The sequence below is a fragment of the Gordonia sp. SCSIO 19800 genome, assembly GCF_018132775.1.
Classification (GTDB): Bacteria; Actinomycetota; Actinomycetes; order Mycobacteriales; family Mycobacteriaceae; genus Gordonia; species Gordonia hongkongensis.
The window spans coordinates 1-3,349 of the sequence record NZ_JAGRQM010000046.1 but is presented as its reverse complement, the minus strand read 5'-3'; the positions used below and the strand labels follow the sequence as shown (position 1 = coordinate 3,349).

1 rRNA gene is annotated in these 3,349 nt (G+C 55.2%); it reads left to right on the top strand.

Annotated features, from left to right (window positions below):
* Nucleotides 1-192: 192 nt before the first annotated feature.
* Nucleotides 193-3,327, top strand: a 23S ribosomal RNA gene (locus KB201_RS24525).
* Nucleotides 3,328-3,349: the final 22 nt, after the last annotated feature.

Genomic DNA, 3,349 nt, shown 5'->3' with positions numbered 1-3,349 from the left:
TGGGTGTGTGTTGTTTGAGAAGTGCATAGTGGATGCGAGCATCTTTATTTCAAACCAATGCTTCGACTGTTGTTGGAGTGCTGGTCTGTGATTTAGCAGAATTTGTAGTGTTGTGTGATGTCTACATTCGATCCTCGTTCATGGCTGGCCTTGTGTGGTTGGTTGTGGGTGGGGGGTTGTTTGTAGGTGTTGTTGTAAGTGTGTAAGGGCGCTCGGTGGATGCCTTGGTACCAGGAGCCGATGAAGGACGTGGTAGGCCGCGATAGTCCTCGGGGAGTTGTCAAACGAGCTGTGATCCGAGGGTGTCCGAATGGGGAAACCCAGCACGAGTGATGTCGTGTTACCACCAGCTGAATGTATAGGCTGTGTGGGGGGAACGTGGGGAAGTGAAACATCTCAGTACCCATAGGAAGAGAAAACAATTGTGATTCCGTGAGTAGTGGCGAGCGAAAGCGGAGGAGGCTAAACCATGCGCATGTGATACCGGGTAGGGGTTGTGTGTGTGGGGTTGTGGGGTTCGTCTTCTTCCATCTGCCTGTGGAAGCGTGAGTGAGAAAACTATGTGTTAGGTGAAGTGGCCTGGAATGGTCTGCCGTAGTCGGTGAGAGTCCGGTAGCTGAAAACACATGGTCTTGCGTGACGGTGTCCCCAAGTAGCAGCGGGCTCGTGGAATCTGCTGTGAATCTGCCGGGACCACCCGGTAAGCCTGAATACTTCCTGGTGACCGATAGCGGACTAGTACCGTGAGGGAAAGGTGAAAAGTACCCCGGGAGGGGAGTGAAATAGTACCTGAAACCGGACGCTTACAATCCGTCAAAGCCTGTGAGTCCTTGTGGCTGCGGGTGATGGCGTGCCTTTTGAAGAATGAGCCTGCGAGTTAGTGCTCGGTGGCGAGGTTAACCCGTGTGGGGTAGCCGTAGCGAAAGCGAGTCTGAATAGGGCGAAAGAGTCGCCGGGTCTAGACCCGAAGCGGAGTGATCTACCCATGGCCAGGGTGAAGCGTCGGTAAGACGTCGTGGAGGCCCGAACCCACTTCAGTTGAAAATGGAGGGGATGAGTTGTGGGTAGGGGTGAAAGGCCAATCAAACTCCGTGATAGCTGGTTCTCCCCGAAATGCATTTAGGTGCAGCGTCACATGTTTCTTACTGGAGGTAGAGCTACTGGATGGCCGATGGGCCCCACAGGGTTACTGACGTCAGCCAAACTCCGAATGCCGGTAAGTGAGAGTGTGGCAGTGAGACTGCGGGCGATAAGGTTCGTAGTCGAGAGGGAAACAGCCCAGATCGCCGGCTAAGGCCCCTAAGCGTGTACTAAGTGGAAAAGGATGTGGGGTCGCGAAGACAACCAGGAGGTTGGCTTAGAAGCAGCCACCCTTGAAAGAGTGCGTAATAGCTCACTGGTCAAGTGATCCTGCGCCGACAATGTAGCGGGGCTCAAGTACACCGCCGAAGCCGCGGCACTCACACGTTAGCCCGTCGATCTTTTACGGAGGGTCGACCAGGTGTGTGGGTGGGTAGGGGAGCGTCCTGCATCCGTGGAAGCGCCGGAGTGATCCAGGTGTGGAGGGTGTGGGAGTGAGAATGCAGGCATGAGTAGCGAAAGCAGAGTGAGAAACTCTGCCGCCGAATGACCAAGGGTTCCTGGGCCAGGCTAATCCGCCCAGGGTGAGTCGGGACCTAAGGCGAGGCCGACAGGCGTAGTCGATGGACAACGGGTTGATATTCCCGTACCCGTGTATCCGCGCCCATGCTGAATCAGTTGTACTAACCATCCTGATCCCCCGGGAGCACCTTCGGGTGCCGAGTTGGGGTGATGCATGGGACCTTGGCTGGTAGTAGGCAAGCGATGGGGTGACGCAGGAAGGTAGTGGGGCCAGTCAGTGGTTGTACTGGTGTAAGCCTGTAGGGCGAGTGATAGGCAAATCCGTCACTCACAGAGCCTGAGAGGTGATGCGTAGCCGTTGTGGCGAATTCCATGATCCTATGCTGCCGAGAAAAGCCTCTAGTGAGTTGGTACACGGCCCGTACCCCAAACCAACACAGGTGGTCAGGTAGAGAATACTAAGGCGATCGAGAGAACTGTGGTTAAGGAACTCGGCAAAATGCCCCCGTAACTTCGGGAGAAGGGGGACCCATCCTGGTGACGATCTTTTCGGTCTGAGCTGGTGTGGGTCGCAGAGACCAGAGAGAAGCGACTGTTTACTAAAAACACAGGTCCGTGCGAAGTCGTAAGACGATGTATACGGACTGACGCCTGCCCGGTGCTGGAAGGTTAAGAGGACCGGTTAATCACTTCGGTGGTGAAGCTGAGAATTTAAGCCCCAGTAAACGGCGGTGGTAACTATAACCATCCTAAGGTAGCGAAATTCCTTGTCGGGTAAGTTCCGACCTGCACGAATGGCGTAACGACTTCTCTGCTGTCTCAACCACAGACTCGGCGAAATTGCAGTACGAGTAAAGATGCTCGTTACGCGCGGCAGGACGAAAAGACCCCGGGACCTTCACTATAGCTTGGTATTGGTGTTCGGTTCGGTTTGTGTAGGATAGGTGGGAGACTGTGAAGTGGGCACGCCAGTGTTCATGGAGTCGTTGTTGAAATACCACTCTGATCGTATTGGACTTCTAACCTCGGACCCTGATCGGGTTCAGGGACAGTGCCTGGTGGGTAGTTTAACTGGGGCGGTTGCCTCCTAAAAGGTAACGGAGGCGCCCAAAGGTTCCCTCAGCCTGGTTGGCAATCAGGTGTTGAGTGTAAGTGCACAAGGGAGCTTGACTGTGAGACGTACATGTCGAGCAGGGACGAAAGTCGGGACTAGTGATCCGGCACCGGCAAGTGGAAGCGGTGTCGCTCAACGGATAAAAGGTACCCCGGGGATAACAGGCTGATCTTCCCCAAGAGTCCATATCGACGGGATGGTTTGGCACCTCGATGTCGGCTCGTCGCATCCTGGGGCTGGAGTAGGTCCCAAGGGTTGGGCTGTTCGCCCATTAAAGCGGCACGCGAGCTGGGTTTAGAACGTCGTGAGACAGTTCGGTCTCTATCCGCCGCGCGCGTAAGAAACTTGAGGAAACCTGTCCCTAGTACGAGAGGACCGGGACGGACGAACCTCTGGTGTGCCAGTTGTCCCGCCAGGGGCACCGCTGGTTAGCTACGTTCGGAAGGGATAACCGCTGAAAGCATCTAAGCGGGAAGCCTGTTCCAAGATGAGGTTTCTCACCCCCTTCGCGGGGTTAAGGCCCCCCACAGACCATGGGGTTGATAGGCCAGAACTGTACGCACAGCAATGTGTTCAGGTGACTGGTACTAATCGGCCGAGGACTTACCAACAACACCCACAACATCACCAAAC